The following is a 15231-nucleotide window of genomic DNA, read 5'->3' on the forward strand; positions in this document are numbered from 1 at the left end:
CTCTCGTTCCACCTGTTCGGGTGTGGGGATCCAGGCGAGCGCCGCGTCAACGCGGTTCGTACCCTTTGAGCGGCTTCCACCAGTCGCGGTGCTCCAGGTACCAGCGCACCGTTCGCGCCAGCCCTTCGGCGAACGAGACACGCGGCGCGTACCCCAGTTCTTTCCGGATCTTGCTGATATCCACGGAGTAGCGGAAGTCGTGGCCTTTCCGATCCGGCACCGGCCGGACCATGGACCAGTCCATGCCCATGATCTCCAGTACGCGCGTGGTCAGCGTCCGGTTGCTCATCTCGGTTCCGCCGCCGATGTTGTAGATCTCGCCGGCGCTCCCCTGCTCCGCGACCAGCGCGATTCCGTCGCAGTGGTCGTCGACGTGCAGCCAGTCCCGTACGTTCGCGCCGTCGCCGTAGAGGGGCACCCGCAGCCCCTCCGCCAGGTTGGTGACGAACAGCGGGATGATCTTCTCTGGGAACTGGTAGGGGCCGTAGTTGTTGGAACACCGGGTCACGCACACGTCCAGCCCGTGCGTCCGGTGGTACGCCAGGGCGAGCAGGTCCGAGGACGCCTTCGACGCCGAATAGGGGGAGTTGGGCCAGAGGGGATCGCGCTCCGAGAAGGAGCCCTCCGGGATGGACCCGTAGACCTCGTCCGTGGAGATGTGCACGAACCTGCCGACCTCGGCCTCCAGCGCGCACTGCAGCAGCACCTGGGTGCCGAGCACGTTCGTCCGGACGAACTCCGCGGACTCCTCGATGGAGCGGTCGACATGCGACTCGGCGGCGAAATGGAAGACCAGGTCCACCCGGTCCATGGCTTCCCGCACGAGTGGCACGCCGGCGACGTCCGCGTGGACGAACCGGAGTCGGCGGTCATCGAGCACCTCCGCCAGATTCTCCAGGTTTCCCGCGTAGGTCAGCTTGTCGAACACCACGACTTCGGCTTCGGCCAGCGCCGGATAGTGCCCCTGGAACACCCTGTTGACGAAGTTCGAACCTATGAAACCGGCGCCACCCGTCACAAGAATGCGCATTCCCAGCCTCTCGTCGTAGGCCCGATCCGGTCATGCCCGGTGGCCCTGCCCCTCGGCGACTTCCATGACAGGACGCCTGCGGTGGCGTCGGCCAGCCAATTCGGAATATTTAGGGGGACTGGCGGCGGAATAAGCCTGTGACACCCGTCCGCAACTCACATTTAGGGGCTGTGTAGGGGCCTGCGGGACGACCTCCGGCAGCGTGCGGCAAATCCCGGTAGGGGTGGCGATAAGGGTTGGTGCTGGAGTTGAGCCCATGTAGCGTTTCGTGCTGATGAGCCCGGCGGAAATCGGGGACATCCCGAACGGCGAGATCGAAAAACCCTTAACGGTCGGTCGCAACCGTGCCCAGGCTTGTGGAGGTAGTGAGCGTGCGCGAAGAGAAATCCTTTTCGAAATCCAATCCTTTTGAGGACGGGCGACGTTGCTGACTATCAGCTCCACCGGCTCTCCTGCCGTTCAGGAGGACCGCGAGCGAAGTTATCGTGAACCGGCCGTCCGCCTGGCCCGCCTGTTGGACGTCGGCTCCGTTGTGCCGTTGCACGACGAGGACGCCAGCGGAGTGTCCGCCGTGCGGGGGCGCGTCGCGGGAAAGGACGTGGTCGCCTTCTGCACCGACGCCCTCAACATGGGCGGTGCGATGGGAGCGGAGGGCTGCCGGTGGATCGTGGCCGCCATCGACACGGCCGTGCGCGAGGGCGTTCCCGTGATCGGCCTGTGGCATTCCGGCGGGGCCAGACTGGCCGACGGCGTCGAGTCGATGGACGGCGTCGGGAGGGTGTTCCGCGCGATGACCCGGGCGTCCGGCCGGGTGCCCCAGATATCGGTCGTGCTCGGACCGGCCGCGGGAGCCGCCGCCTACGGGCCCGCGCTGACCGATGTCGTGATCATGTCGTCCTCCGGCCGGATGTTCGTCACCGGCCCCGACGTCGTGCGCGCCGTCACCGGCGAGCAGGTCGACATGAAATCCCTCGGCGGCCCCGCCGCACACGGCCGCAAATCGGGAGTGGCCCACGTGGTGGTCGAATCCGAGGCGGACGCGTACCAGAAGGCACGGCGGTTCACCGAGCTCTTCACCGGCCCGGACTCCTTCGACCTGGAGTCGGTGCACGACGGCGGCGACCTGGGGGCGCTGCTGCCGGAGAACCCGCGCCGCGCCTACGACGTGCGGCCCTTGGTACGCGAGCTCCTCGACGGCCGCGCGTTCGAGGAGATGCAGCCGCACTGGGCGGCCAACATCGTCACCGGCCTCGGCCGGCTCGCCGGACGGACTGTCGGCGTCGTCGCCAGCAACCCCCTGCGCAAGGGCGGCTGCCTGGACGCGCTCAGCGCCGAGAAGGCCTCGCGGTTCGTCCGTATGTGCGACGCGCTCGGCATCCCGCTGGTCGTGATCGTCGACGTTCCCGGTTACCTGCCCGGCGTCGATCAGGAGTGGGACGGCGTGATCCGGCGCGGCGCCAAGCTTCTGCACGCGTTCGCCGAAGCCGTCGTCCCCCGGGTCACCCTCGTCACACGCAAGTCCTACGGCGGTGCGTACATCGCGATGAACTCCCGCTCTCTCGGGGCGACGGCGGTGTTCGCCTGGCCCCAGGCGGAGGTCGCGGTGATGAGCGCGGACGCGGCAGTGGGGATCCTGCACCGCAAGAGGCTCGCCGCCGCCCCCGACGAGGACCGCGAGGCGTTGCGGCTGGGCCTCGTCCGCGATCACATCCAGACGGTGGGCGGAGTAGGCCGGGCACTCGCACTGGGCGTCGTCGACGAGGTGGTCGAGCCCGCGCACACCCGCCAGCGGATCGCCGAGGCCCTGGCAGCGTCGCCTGCGCGCCGCGGCGGCCACGGGAACATCCCACTCTGACCGCACGCGGTGACCTGGTCACCGGCCGAATCCCCTACGTCACCTGACATCCGGCGCGGTGCTACGGACGCGGCGCGAGCGGCTCGCGAAGAGTGGCGAGTCGGTGCGATTGGAGCGTACTGGCAGTGGCCAAGCAATCCACGGGAATCCTGGGAACCGGTTCCTATCTGCCCAAGGAAGAGGTCGCCAACGAGGAGGTGGCGGCGAAGGCCGGCGTCACCGCGGAGTGGATCCAGCGGAAGACCCAGATCTCTTCCCGCCGCTATGCCGCGCCCGACGAGGCCACCTCCGACCTCGCCGTCCGGGCCGCCAGAAACGCGCTGAGCCAGGCCCGCGTCGACGTCAGCCAGATCGGCTACATCATCGTGGCCACGTCGACCGGTGACTCCCCCCAGCCGCCCACCTCCTATCTGGTCCAGGACTCGCTCGGGGGGCACGGCGCCGCCTGCTTCGACATCAACGTCGTGTGCAGCGGGTTCGTGTACGGGCTGGCGCTGGCGCACAGCCTCGTCATGCTCCGTCCCGACACCTGCGCGCTGGTGGTGGGCGCGGACGTGTACTCGCGGATCCTCGACGTCACCGACCGCCGGACGGCCGTGCTCTTCGGGGACGGCGCCGGCGCGGCCGTCGTCGGACCGGTGCCGGAGCGGTCCGGGATCATCGGCTTCGACCTGTCCAGCGATGGCGCGGCCAGTCAGCTCATCAGGGTCAGGGCCGGGGGCAGCAGGCTTCCGGCCTCCCATGAGACGGTGGCGGCCGGCGATCACTACTTCCGCATGGACGGTCGCGGGGTCACGAACTACGTGATGGAGCACGTGCCGCACGTACTGCGGGGCTTGCTGGGCCGTGCGGGGTTCGGGCCGCATCAGGTCGACGTCTTCGTGCCGCATCAGGCGAACGGGGTCCTGCTCACCGAGCTGATCCAACGCTCCGGCCTGAGCGGTGCCCGCACCCCACGGACGCTGGAGCGGTACGGCAACGTCGGCAGCGCCTCGGTGCCCGTGGCGCTCGACGAGGCCAACCGGTCGGGCCTCGTCAAGGACGGCGACCTCGTCCTGCTCGCCGGGTTCGGCGGCGGCATGTCCATCGGGGCGTGCCTACTTCACTGGTCGGCGCCGACGGTGCCGGTGTCACGGGAGGCGTGATGAGCGTGATCCGCAAGGTCGGCGTCGTCGGGTGCGGCGTCATGGGCTCGGGCATAGCGGAGGCGTGCGCCCGCGCCGGTCTCGACGTGCTCGTCGCCGTGTCCACGGAGGCGTCCCTCGCGCCGGCGCGGCGGCGCTTGGTCGCGTGGCTCGACCGGGGCCTGCGCAAAGCCACGATCACCGAGGCCGAGCGGGACACGGCGCTGGCGCGCGTGTCCTTCGTCACGGATCTCAGCGAGCTGGCCGACCGGCAGATCGTCTTCGAGTCCGTCCCGGAGAGCGAGTCGATCAAGCTTGAGGTGCTGGGCGCGCTGGACAAGATCCTGGACGACCCGGACGCGATCCTCGCGTCGAACACGTCGTCCATCCCGATCATCAGGCTGGCACGGGCCACCAGCCGGCCTGGTCAGGTCATCGGAGTTCACTTCTTCAACCCGGTGCCCGCGCTCCCTCTGGTGGAGCTCATCGGGTCGTTGCTGACGGCGGATGAGACGTACGTGCGTGCGGAGTCGTTCGTCGCCGAGACGCTCGGGAAACAGGTGATCCGGTCGCCGGACCGCGCGGGTTTCGTGGTCAATGCGCTGCTCATCCCCTTTCTCCTGTCGGCCGTGCGGATGGTGGAGAGCGGGTTCGCCCCCGCCGACGTCATCGACAAGGGGATGGTGCTGGGCTGCTCCCACCCGATGGGCCCGCTGAAGCTGGCCGACCTGATCGGCCTGGACACGGTGGCCTCGATCGCGGAGGCCCTGTACGAGGAGTTCAAGGAGCCGCTCTACACGCCCCCGCCGCTCCTGCTGCGCATGGTCGAGGGCGGCCTCCTGGGCAAGAAGACCGGCCGAGGCTTCTACGACTACGCGTAGCCGCCGGGCGGATATCACAGAAAGGTTTCGGACATGCAGATCCACCAGCTCAAGGTGGACGGCTCGTTTCTGGTCGAACCCAACGTCTTCCACGACGACAGGGGCCTGTTCCTCGAGGCGTTCAGCCAGCCGGCGTTCCAGGAAGCGGTCGGCCATCCGCTCTCGGTCGCCCAGGTCAACTGCTCCGTGTCCCGCAAGGGGACCATCCGTGGCCTGCACGCCAACGCGCTGCCGGGCCAGGCCCGCTACATGACCTGCCCGGTGGGCGCAATCATCGACATCCTGGTCGACATCCGGGTCGGCTCGCCCACCTACGGCGAGCACGTCGCGGTCGAGCTGAGCGCGGACAACCGCCACGCCCTGTACCTGGCCGAAGGGCTCGCGCACGGGTTCGCCCCGCTGACGGACGTGGCCACGGTCGTGTACCTGTGCTCCAGCACCTGGTCTCCCGATACGGCGATCCAGATCGACCCTCTGGACCCGGAGCTCGGCCTGCCCTGGCCGGCTGCGCGTGAACCGCTGTTGTCGGAGAACGACCGCGTCGCCCCGTCGCTTCGGGACGCCGAGAAGCTCGGGCTGCTGCCGACCTACTCCGCATGCCAGGCCCGCTACGCCGAACTCGACGCCCCCGCCCTCGTCGGGTGACGACGGTCCAGGACAGGCAAGGAGCACAGCCATGATCCCGTTGTTCAAGGTGCCGATGTCCGACGAGGCGCCTGCCGCGGTCGCCCAGGTGGTCGGGAGCGGCCAGATCGGTCAGGGCGCCAAGGTCGTCGAGTTCGAGGAGGCTCTCGCCGCAAGGATCGGCAACCCGAGGATGGCCACGGTCAACAGCGCCACCTCCGGACTCCAGCTCGCGCTGCGCATGGTCGCCGGCGACGACGACGACGATGACGGCGAGGTGCTGTCCACGCCGCTGACCATGGAGGCCACCAACTGGGCGATCCTGGCGAACCGGCTGCGGATCAGGTGGGTGGACGTCGACCCGGCCACCCTCAACGTCGACCTCGACGACCTGGCCAGAAAGATCACACCCCGGACCCGCGCCATCATGGTCGTGCACTTCGCCGGATATCCGGTGGATCTCGACCGGCTCAGCACGATCGTGGACGAGGCCGAGGCCACGTTCGGCTTCCGGATCCCGGTGATCGAGGACTGCGCGCACGCCTGGGGCGCCACCTATCGCGACAGGCGGATCGGCACGCACGGCAACATCTCCGTGTTCAGCTTCCAGGCGATCAAACACCTCACCACAGGCGACGGCGGCGCGCTCGCGCTGCCCACCGACGAGCTCTACCAGCGGGCCAGACTGCTGCGCTGGTTCGGCATCGACCGCACCGCGGATCGGCTCCGCAACCCGCCCGACGTACCGGAGTGGGGCTTCAAGTTCCACATGACCGACATCAACGCCTCGATCGGGCTGGCCAACCTGGCGAAGGCGGATGAAGCGCTGGCCAGGCACCGCGACAACGCCGCCTTCTACGACCGGGAACTGGCCGGTGTGCCCGGGCTGGAGCTGACCGAACGGGCCGGTGACCGCCGGTCCTCCTTCTGGATCTACCCGATGAAGGTGGACGACCGGGACGGGTTCCTGAAACGCATGGACGAGGCCGGGATCATGGCCAGCAACGTCCACGAGCGGAACGACCTGCACACGTGCGTGCGCGAGTACGCCGCTCTGCTCCCCGGACTCGACCGGGTCGCCAAGCGCGTGGTGTGCGTGCCCGTGGGCTGGTGGGTCACCGACGAGCAGCGCGCCCACATCGTGGACACCATCAAGGAGGGCTGGTGAGCCCGTCGATCCGGGAAGGTGACATGGAGACCGGCGCAACGGACGGCACCGCGATCGTCTTCCCCGGGATGGGCCCCGTCCCGTTCTCCGACGTCGCCGAGTTCATGCGGGGCGACCCCTCGGCGCGACGGTTGATCGCCGTCGCCGACGACGTCCTCGGCTACTCGCTGGTGGAGCACTTCCAGCGGTCCGAGAGCGACTACAGCGAGGCCGCCCAGGTGGCGTTCATGGTGAACTGCGTGGCTCTGGCCGAGTGGGCCGAGCGGACCCTGGGCGTGGAGCCGTCGATATGCGTCGGCCCCAGCTTCGGCGGAAAGGCGGCCGCGGCGTACTCGGGCGCCCTGTCCTTCGAGGACGCCGTACGCATGACGGCGGAACTGGCCCGCTGCACGGACGACTACTTCGACCACGAGCACAAGGACATCGTCACCCACTCCTTCGTGCGCACCCCGGAGCCCGGACTTCGGGACGTGCTGACCGAGCTGGACGAGCGCGGCGAGTGGTACGACATCTCCTGCTACATCGACCACGACTTCTACATGCTCTCCCTGGCGGAGCGGCAGGTGGAGTGGCTGCAGCAGCGGGTACGGGCGATCGGCGGGCTCCCCCTGTACACGATGCGCCCCCCGATGCACTCGGCCGCGTTCCAGCCGCTGCGGCGGAGGGCGGAGGAGGAGGTCTTCCGCGGCCTCCGGTTCGCCGACCCCAGGCTGCCGGTGGTGGACGACCACGACGGCGCTCTGCTCACCACCGGTGACGGCGTGCGGACGATGCTGCTCGACGGCTTCGTCCGGCCTCTCCGGTGGCCGGAGGTGGTGGCCACGCTGCGGCGGCTGGAGGTCGCCAAGGTGTGCGTCTCCGGTCCTGACAGCCTGTTCGGCCGGGTGGCGGTCACCAGGGAGAATTTCGCGGTGACACCGGTGAACCCGAGAGTGGCGATGATGCCGCGCCCGGCTCGGGTGGCCTAGATGCGACGAGGCCACGGCTCACAAGGGCAGCGCGTGGCCTCGTCGAGGGCCGGGTGGTCAGCCGTCCGTCTCGGAGATCCTGGCCAACGTCTTCCACAACACGGCAGGGGTCTGGAAGGTCTCCAGGGTCAGCGCCTCGTCCCTGAAGCGCACCCCGTACGCGTCCTCCAGAGCGGCCAGCAGTTGCACGATGCCGAGCGAGTCCAGGCCGAAGTCCATCAGATTGATGTCCTCCTGGAGTTTCTCGTCGTCGGGCAGAAAATGCAGATGCCCGCGGAGGATTTCTTCGAAACGATTATCCCACATGCCGCTCTGATCCCTTCTCGTTTTTAATTCTACCGGCGCATCGGAGTCGCTATTGCAAATGACGCTATAGCGCGGCGACTCCGATGTCCACAGACTCTTCAAAGGAATTTGACAAACATATTCTTGGCCCGGATCGGCGAGGAGGAAGAATGACCGGAGAATCCAATCCGGCCCTCTATGAATATTTTCTGCGCGGTCTGGCGAAGTCGCCCGGCAGGGCGGCGTTCCGGGCCGGCGCGGACACCGCGACCTACGAGCAGGTCCACCGGCTGGCGCTGCTCTGGGGCGGCGCGCTGCTGCGCACGTCACCCACCGCGGTAGGGGTGCTCGCCGCCAAGGGCACCGTCTCCTACGTCGGGATCCTCGCCGGCCTCTTCGCTGGAGTGACCGTCGTGCCGCTGCAGCCGGACTTTCCGGCCGCGCGCACCAGGCAGATGATCGAGGCCGCCGGGGTGTCCGCGCTCATCGTCGACGAACGCGGCCGGAAAATCGCCGCAGAATTGCGCGGTGAAGGCGTCGACGTCTTCGTTCTCGCGCCCGGTGTCGACCCGATCGACCCGGGGCACGCCCTGTCGCGGCCCGAGCAGGTCGAGGCGGGTGACATCGCTTATGTGTTGTTCACCTCGGGCTCCACCGGGATCCCCAAGGGAGTGCCCATTACTCATGGCAACACCGGTCACTATTTCCGGTTCCTGGTCGAGCGGTACGACTTCACCAGTGACGACGTCTTCTCCCAGACCTTCGACCTGACCTTCGACTGCGCCATGTTCGACCTGTTCTGCGCCTGGGGAGCCGGCGCCACCTCCGTGGCCGTGCCGCCGCTCGCCTACCGGAACCTGCCACGGTTCCTGGCGGAGCAGGGCATCACCGTGTGGTTCTCCACCCCGAGCGCGATCTCGATGGTGCGCAGGACCGGTGGTCTGGGTGAGGCCGCCCTGCCGGCCCTGCGCTGGAGCTTCTTCGCGGGAGAGGCGCTGAAGTGCGGGGACGCCACCGACTGGCAGCGGGCCGCGCCCGGCTCGATCCTGGAGAACCTGTACGGGCCGACCGAGCTGACGATCACCATCGCCGCTCACCGCTGGTCCCAGGAGAGCTCGCCCGGTTTGTGCGTCAACGGCCTGTCGCCGATCGGGTTCGTCAACGAGGGCCACGACCACCTGCTGCTCGACGACGAGGGACGGCCGGCCGGCACCGAGGGCGAACTGTGGATCGCCGGCCCGCAGACCACCCCTGGATACCTCGACCCGAACGACGACCACGGCCGGTTCGTCGAGCGCGACGGGCGCACCTGGTACAACACCGGCGACCGGATCCGGCGCGCGGCCAACGGGGAACTGGTCTACCTCGGCCGGCGCGACGCGCAGGTCCAGGTTCAGGGCTGGCGCGTCGAACTGGCCGAGATCGACCATGCCGTACGCGGCTGCGAGGGCGTCGAGGACGCGGTGACGGTGAGCACCACGGCCGACGGCGCCACCGCACTGGTCGTGTTCTACACCGGGATTCCCTCGCCGCCGGCCCGCTTCGCCGCCCAGCTCCGCAGAACGTTGCCGCCAGGCATCATTCCCCGGCACTACCACCACATGGACGAGCTGCCGTTGAACCCCAACAGGAAAATCGACAGGTCCGGGCTGCGGGACCAGGCCGCGGAGCTGGCTGCCGGAACGGGGGAGTGAGCCCCGGTCCGCGGCCCTCCGGGGGAGCGCGGTGACTGGGACTCAGCGCCGCCGCATCCCGCGACGCAGAGAGAAGATCATGTCCTCGCGCATCTTCTTCGCGATCTCGGCGTGCGCGATCACGGACGCGCCGTGGAACGTCCCCGGGTACAGGACGAGCTCCGTCGCCACCCCCGCGTGCGTGAGCCGCTGGGCGTACTCGATGCCCTCGTCTCGCAGCGGGTCGAACTCGCACACCACCACCAGCGCCGGGGGCAGGCCGGTGAGGTCGTCGGCCCGCATCGGCGCCGCGTAGGGGGACACGTCCGGGCCTCCCGGAGTGGGCCCGTCCTTGAGGTAGTACCGCCACATGGCCGCGTTGTTCCGGCCGTTCCACCCGGGAGCGTCGACGAACTCCCGCATCGACTTCGTCGTCATCCGATCATCGAGTACCGGCACGTCCAGGAACTGGAAGCACACCTTCGGGCCGCCGCGGTCGCGGGTGAGCAGGCAGACCGCCGCGGTGAGGTTCCCGCCGGCGCTGTCACCGCCGATCGCGATCCGCTCGCCGTCGACGCCGAGCTGCCCGGCCACGGAGTGCAACCACGTCAGGGACGCGTACGTGTCCTCCAGCGCCCCCGGGAACGGGGTCTCGGGGGCGAGCCGGTAGTCGACTGACACGACGACCGCGCCGATCCTGTCGGCGATCTCCATGCACCGGGCGTCGAAGACCGCTAAGTCGGAGGTGACGAATCCGCCCCCATGCAGATAGAGGAGCGCCGGCATGGGCCGTTGCGCGGCGGACGGCAGGTAGACGCGTACCTTCACCGGTGGTGCACCCTCCGGGCCGGGGATCTCCCGATCATCGATGTTCACGGGGTGCTCAGGCGTGTAGTGCGGGAGTTTCGCGTGGAAGGCCCGCTCCTCCTCCGGGGTGAGGGTGATCTCCCGGTTGATCACCTGAGAGAGTTCGACGTCGGGAATCATCGACGCCCACGGTGCGAGCTCTGGATCGAGGTTGTAGCGCATGAGATCATCCTCCGTGCCGCGGCGGCGCCGGGTCATCCGCCGAATGGCCGCCGCTGGGCGGATCCGTACGGGTGGCGCCCCGCGAGGGGTGGTCGGCGACGGTCACTGCGCGGTGGCGCCGCCGTCGATGGCCAGTGCCGCGCCGGTGATGAAGGCCGCTTCGTCGCTGAGGAGAAACGCGACGAACGCGGCGATCTCCTCCGGTCGGGCCGCGCGTCCAGAAGGGTTGGGTGCCTGGGCCTCCAGCGGCCCGTCCAGCGGCACCCCCAGCAGGTTGCGGAACAGGGGAGTGTCGACATTGCCGGTGACCAGCGCGTTGACCCGAATGCCCTGATCGGCGTTCTCCAACGCGGCGGCCCGGGTCAGCCCGACCACGCCGTGCTTGGCCGCCACGTACGGCGCCGCGCCCGGTATCCCCGCACAGCCGTAGGTGGAGGCGTTGGTCACGATCGAGCCGCCTCCGCCGGAGGCCGCGATCGCCGGGATCTGGTGCTTGAGGCCGTAGAAGACACTGGTGAGGTTCTGCTCCAGGTCCGCCCGCCAGTGCGCTTCGTCGACCGCGGGCAGCATCCCTGTCCCGTGCACACCGCCGACGTTGTTGAACGCGCCGTCCAGCCGGCCGAACTCCGTCACCGCCGCCCGCACCACACGTTCGGCGTCGGCCTCCACCGTGACATCGGCCGCGACGAACAGCGCCCGGCCGCCCTTCGCGTTGACGTCCGCCGCCACCTGAGCACCGACGTCCGGGCGCCGCGCCGCGAGCACCACGGCGGCTCCGTCGGCGGCCACCCGCTCCACGACGGCCCTCCCGATGCCGGAGGTTCCCCCTGTGATCACCACGACCTTGGAAGTCAGACCAGCAGCCATGTCCCATCCTTCGCCGGACCGGTATTCGTACGTTCAACCGCGAGGGCTCTCCATGTAGGAGCGCTCAGTCTTCGCGGAACCGGTTGATCTGGTCGATATGGCGTGCGCGGAACTCCGGGTCGTCGACGCCGAGGCCGGGACTCGGTGCCAGGCACAGCACACCGACCTTTCCGCTGTGGGCGTTCGCGTGGACGCGACGGGCCGCCACCCCGACTTCGTCGAGGCCGTAGACGGCGGACAGGGTGGGGTGGACCGCCCCCTTGGCGATGAGCCGGTTCGCCTCCCAAGCCTCCCGGTAGTTCGCGAAGTGGGTGCCGACGATCCGCTTCAACGCCATCCACAGGTAGCGGTTGTCGTACTGGTGCTGGTAGCCGGAGGTGGAGGCGCAGGTGACGATGGTCCCGCCGCGCCGGGCCACGTACACGCTCGCGCCCATCGTCTCCCGGCCCGGGTGCTCGAACACCACATCGGGGTCGTCGCCGCCGGTCAGCTCCCTGATCCTCGCCCCGAAGCGCTTCCACTCCGTGGGGTCGGGAGTCTCCGGGTCCTTCCAGAACCGGTACCCCTCCTCTGCCCGATCGATGACCAGCTCCGCACCCTGGGCGCGGACCAGATTCGCCTTGCGCTCGTTGGACACGACGCACACCGGGATCGCCCCGGCGCGCAGGGCGAGCTGGGTGGCGTACGAGCCGAGTCCGCCCGCGGCGCCCCAGATGAGCACCACGTCGCCGACCTTGATCTGCGCCCCGTTGCGCGAGATGAGCTGGCGGTAGGCCGTCGAGTGCACCAGGCCGGAGGCCGCCGACTCCTCCCACGTCAGATGGGCGGGCTTGGGCATGAGCTGGTTCGCCTTGACCAGGCTGAGCTGCGCCAGCCCGCCGTAATTGGTCTCGTATCCCCAGATGCGCTGGTCGGGGTCGAGCATGCTGTCGTCGTGGCCGTCCGCCGAGGAGAGCTCGACCGACAGGCAGTGCGCCACGACCTTGTCACCGACCTGCCAGCGATGGACGCCGGGACCGGTCTTCAGCACGACGCCGGACATGTCCGAGCCGAGCACGTGGAAAGGCTGATCGTGGATCCCGGCAGAGGGGACCGCCTTGGCGTAGCGCCTCAGGAAACCGAACGTGGGCATCGGCTCGAAGATGGCGCTCCACACGGTGTTGTAGTTGACGCTGCTCGCCATCACCGCGACGAGCGCCTCGCCGGGGCCGGGCTCAGGCGTGGGGACATCGCACAGGGTCAGCGACTTCGCGGGATCGCGGTTCTGGACGGGGATGCCGGCGAACATCTCGACGTCGTCCTGGAGCACGACCGCGCCGCGGTAGCTCTCCGGGATCGGGAGGTGCCCGAGCTGCTTGGCGTCGTATTCCTCGGACAGGAGGAAGTCTCTGATTTCCTTCATCGATTCTCCTTGGCGGGAGTTCGAGCGGTTGGAGTAAGGGGCCGTACGCGGGGGGCCGCACGGCCCGCCGGGTCAGGACGTGCCGAGCTGGTCGTCCAGCGCGGCGAAGAGCTCCTCGTCGGAAAGGTCGTCGAGGTCCCGCTCGGCCTGCTCCGCTGCGCCGTTCACGCCGTCGGCCGCGTGCAGGATGGCCCGGAACCGCTCGCTGATCTGGAACCGGTCCCCGGCGGACAGGGGCTGCTCCCGTAGCAGTCGCTCCACCTCGTCCAGCTGGGCGAACAGGGAGACGGACGCGGACGGCGCCCCAGGCGCGAGCCGGTCCAGCACGAACCGGGCGAGCGCCACCGAGGTGGGGTAGTCGAAGACCAGCGTGGCCGGAAGCTTCAGCCCGGTGGCCCGGCCCAGCCGGTTGCGGAGCTCCACCGCGGTCAGCGAGTCGAACCCGAGCTCGTTGAACGCCCGGTCCGGCTGGACCGGGTCGTCCGACGTGTGCCCGAGCACCGCCGCGGCCTCGGAGCGCACAAGGGACACCACCATGCGCTCCCGCTCGGCCGGGGGCAGGTCTGCCAGCTGCGCCGCGAACGCCGCACCGTTGCCGTCGTCCTCGGAGACCGCCGAGTCGGTGAGCGCTCGCGTGAACTCGGGAACGGCGCTCACCAGAGGGCGCGGCCGCGCCAGCGCGAAGGCGGGTGCGAAGCGCTCCCAGTCGATGTCGGTGACCACCAGGTGACCTTCACCGCTGCCCACCAGCTGTCCGATGGCCATCGCCGCGGCGTCGGGCGCCATCGGTCTCAGGCCGCTCCTGCCCAGCTGCTCACCGGCGCCGTCCATCATCCCGCCGCCGCCCCAACCGCCCCAGGCGATCGAGGAGCCGGCGAGCCCGCGGATCCGCCGGCGCTGCGCCAACCCGTCAAGGAACGCGTTGGCGGCGGCGTAGGGCGCCTGCCCGCTCGATCCCCACACGGCCGCGCCGGAGGAGAACATCATGAACGCCTCCAGCGGCCGGTCACCCAGGAGCTCATCCAGGTTGATCGCCCCGAGGACCTTGGACCGTCCGAAGCCGTCGAACTCCTCCACCGTGGTGTCCGCCAGGAGCACGTCGTCATGCCCGACCCCGGCCGCGTGCATCACCGCCGTCAGCGGCGGGTGGTCGGAGAGCGACTCCAAGAGGTCCCGTACCGCCGCGCGGTCGGTGACGTCACAGCCGGCGACCGTGACCGCGGCACCCAGCCCACTCAGCTCCGCCTCGAGGTCCGCGACGCCCTCTGCGCCGCGGCCGCTCCGGCTCACCAGCACCAGGTGCTCGGCGCCCTCCCGGGCGAGCCACCGGGCGACGTTCGCTCCGACCCCACTGGTTCCGCCGGTGACCAGCACCGTTCCGCGCGGCTTCCAGGTCCGCGCCGGATCCGCTCCGCCGTTCGGCGACCGCACCATGCGCCGCGCGCGCACGCCGCCCGAGCGGATCGCCACCTGGTCCTCGCCGCTCGTGCCCTCGAGCACACCGTGGAGCAGCGCGACGTCCTCGGCGCCGGGGGAGAGAGGAAGGTCGACGATCCCGCCCCACGTGTCCGGGTGGTCCACCGCGAGAACCGCGCCGAGGCCCCAGACAGAGGTCTGGAACGGGTTGACGGATTCCGCGCCCTCATCGACCGCGACCGCACCGGACGTGGCCAGCCACAGGGGAGCGCGCACTTCCGCGTCGGCCAGCGCCTGCACCAACGCGACGGTCGCCGCGCCGCCTCTGGACAACGTCGGGTGCTCCTTGTGCGGCTCGTCGTCGAGCGGCAGCAGGCACAGCACGCCTGACACGCCGGGCACGGCGGTCTCGGCATCCGCGATCGCGGATCGTAGCGCTGCCGTGAGCGCCACGCGGTCCTCGTCGTCGACCACGAGCGGATGCACCCGTACGCCCTGTGCGGCGAGGCCGTCCAGGATGTCGCGGACGATCTGCGTGTCCCTGGCCGCGGCGGGCACGGGCACCAGCCACGTCGTGTCGCCGGTGCTCCCCGCGGTGGGCACGGTCACTCCGCGCCACACCAACCTGTAACGCCAGTCGTCGAGCTTGGACCGCTTGCGCTCCTCGTCCCGCAGAGACGACAGGGCGGGAAGGACGGTTCTCAGAGCGTCGGCGTCCACGTTCAACCGGGTAGCCAGGGCCTCCGTCTCCTCGGACTCCAGAGCCTTCCAGAACTCGCCGTCCCCGGCGGCCGATCCGGGCCTGTCCGGTTCCAGCCAGTAGTGGTGGTGTTGGAAGGGGTAGGTGGGGAGGTTGGTGGTTTTGGCGTTGGTGTTGGTGAAGAGGTTGGTCCAGGTGATGGGGGTGCC

General features: G+C 69.4%; 13 protein-coding genes. 7 read left to right on the top strand and 6 right to left on the bottom strand.

Translation table 11 applies throughout. The features are described 5' to 3' along the window. Positions 1–46: 46 nt before the first annotated feature. Positions 47–1030 (bottom strand): dTDP-glucose 4,6-dehydratase, encoded by a 984-nt coding sequence (gene rfbB, locus ABT294_RS48600; protein WP_350813339.1) that lies wholly within the window; start codon positions 1028–1030, stop codon positions 47–49. A gap of 433 nt (positions 1031–1463) precedes the next feature. Here rfbB and ABT294_RS48605 point away from each other — a divergent pair, with 433 nt between their 5' ends. The 6 genes from ABT294_RS48605 to ABT294_RS48630 all read left to right on the top strand — a co-directional run bounded on the left by ABT294_RS48605 (position 1464) and on the right by ABT294_RS48630 (position 7650). Beyond that, positions 1464–2885: an acyl-CoA carboxylase subunit beta gene (locus ABT294_RS48605; protein ID WP_350813353.1), complete on the top strand. Its 1422-nt coding sequence runs from the start codon at positions 1464–1466 to the stop codon at positions 2883–2885. 125 nt (positions 2886–3010) lie between these two features. After that, on the top strand, positions 3011–4030 hold the full coding sequence (locus tag ABT294_RS48610; RefSeq protein WP_350813340.1) for a 3-oxoacyl-ACP synthase III family protein: 1020 nt from the start codon (positions 3011–3013) through the stop codon (positions 4028–4030). Continuing rightward, complete coding sequence (locus ABT294_RS48615; RefSeq protein ID WP_350813341.1) at positions 4030–4890, top strand: 3-hydroxybutyryl-CoA dehydrogenase; 861 nt, start codon at positions 4030–4032, stop codon at positions 4888–4890. Before ABT294_RS48610 ends, ABT294_RS48615 begins: the two co-directional genes overlap by 1 nt. Positions 4891–4923: 33 nt before the next feature. Continuing rightward, complete coding sequence (rfbC, locus tag ABT294_RS48620) at positions 4924–5535, top strand: dTDP-4-dehydrorhamnose 3,5-epimerase (RefSeq protein WP_350813342.1); 612 nt, start codon at positions 4924–4926, stop codon at positions 5533–5535. 31 nt (positions 5536–5566) lie between these two features. Next, complete coding sequence (locus ABT294_RS48625) at positions 5567–6682, top strand: DegT/DnrJ/EryC1/StrS family aminotransferase (protein ID WP_350813343.1); 1116 nt, start codon at positions 5567–5569, stop codon at positions 6680–6682. Next, entirely contained in the window at positions 6679–7650 is a 972-nt protein-coding gene (locus tag ABT294_RS48630) for an ACP S-malonyltransferase (RefSeq protein WP_350813344.1), read from the top strand. Before ABT294_RS48625 ends, ABT294_RS48630 begins: the two co-directional genes overlap by 4 nt. 57 nt (positions 7651–7707) lie before the next feature. Here the strand turns inward: ABT294_RS48630 and ABT294_RS48635 are convergent, their stop codons facing one another. Continuing rightward, on the bottom strand, positions 7708–7956 hold the full coding sequence (locus ABT294_RS48635; protein WP_350813345.1) for a phosphopantetheine-binding protein: 249 nt from the start codon (positions 7954–7956) through the stop codon (positions 7708–7710). 149 nt (positions 7957–8105) lie between these two features. On the opposite strand from ABT294_RS48635, the gene ABT294_RS48640 reads away from it, so the two are divergent. Then, the gene (locus tag ABT294_RS48640; RefSeq protein WP_350813346.1) at positions 8106–9629 is read left to right on the top strand and encodes an AMP-binding protein; all 1524 of its coding nucleotides are present in this window, start codon (positions 8106–8108) and stop codon (positions 9627–9629) included. A 42-nt stretch (positions 9630–9671) separates the two neighbouring features. Here ABT294_RS48640 and ABT294_RS48645 read toward each other — a convergent pair whose 3' ends face one another. The 4 genes from ABT294_RS48645 to ABT294_RS48660 all read right to left on the bottom strand — a co-directional run. Then, entirely contained in the window at positions 9672–10637 is a 966-nt protein-coding gene (locus tag ABT294_RS48645) for an alpha/beta hydrolase (protein WP_350813347.1), read from the bottom strand. A gap of 102 nt (positions 10638–10739) precedes the next feature. After that, the gene (locus ABT294_RS48650; RefSeq protein ID WP_350813348.1) at positions 10740–11504 is read right to left on the bottom strand and encodes an SDR family NAD(P)-dependent oxidoreductase; all 765 of its coding nucleotides are present in this window, start codon (positions 11502–11504) and stop codon (positions 10740–10742) included. Between the two features lie 64 nt (positions 11505–11568). Beyond that, positions 11569–12906: a crotonyl-CoA carboxylase/reductase gene (gene ccrA, locus ABT294_RS48655; protein ID WP_350813349.1), complete on the bottom strand. Its 1338-nt coding sequence runs from the start codon at positions 12904–12906 to the stop codon at positions 11569–11571. Between the two features lie 72 nt (positions 12907–12978). Continuing rightward, a partial coding sequence (locus tag ABT294_RS48660) for an SDR family NAD(P)-dependent oxidoreductase (RefSeq protein ID WP_350813350.1) occupies positions 12979–15231 on the bottom strand: 2253 nt, incomplete at its 5' end.

It is taken from the genome of Nonomuraea sp. NPDC000554, from assembly GCF_040300065.1.
Lineage (GTDB): Bacteria > Actinomycetota > Actinomycetes > Streptosporangiales > Streptosporangiaceae > Nonomuraea.